This is a genomic window from Polaribacter sp. 2305UL8-11, from assembly GCF_058147165.1.
This window is the reverse complement of record NZ_JBYVJW010000084.1, coordinates 1-244: the sequence shown is the minus strand read 5'-3', so window position 1 is coordinate 244 and position 244 is coordinate 1. Positions and strand designations below refer to the sequence as shown.

Here is a 244-nt window from a genome sequence, read left to right as displayed (position 1 = left end):
AAAGCCGAAGAAGGAGACATCTTATACAATAAACAGTCCATCCTAGAAATGAACGAAGAGCAGCAACGCATGCTCCGAGAAGATATAGGCATGTTATTTCAAGGAGGTGCATTGTTTGACTCTATGACCATAGAAGAGAACATCATGTTTCCGTTACGTATGTTTACAAAACAAAGCAAAGCTGAAATGTTAACGCGTGTCAATGAGGTACTAAGTCGTGTAAATCTTGACGGGGTCAATACTA

The 244-nt window shown here is 39.8% G+C and carries 1 protein-coding gene; it reads left to right on the top strand.

Going from position 1 to position 244, the window contains the following annotated elements; translation table 11 throughout:
- Positions 1-244 (top strand): ATP-binding cassette domain-containing protein (locus tag ACY2RW_RS16280; RefSeq protein ID WP_490123781.1); only part of this gene is annotated, 244 nt, incomplete at both ends.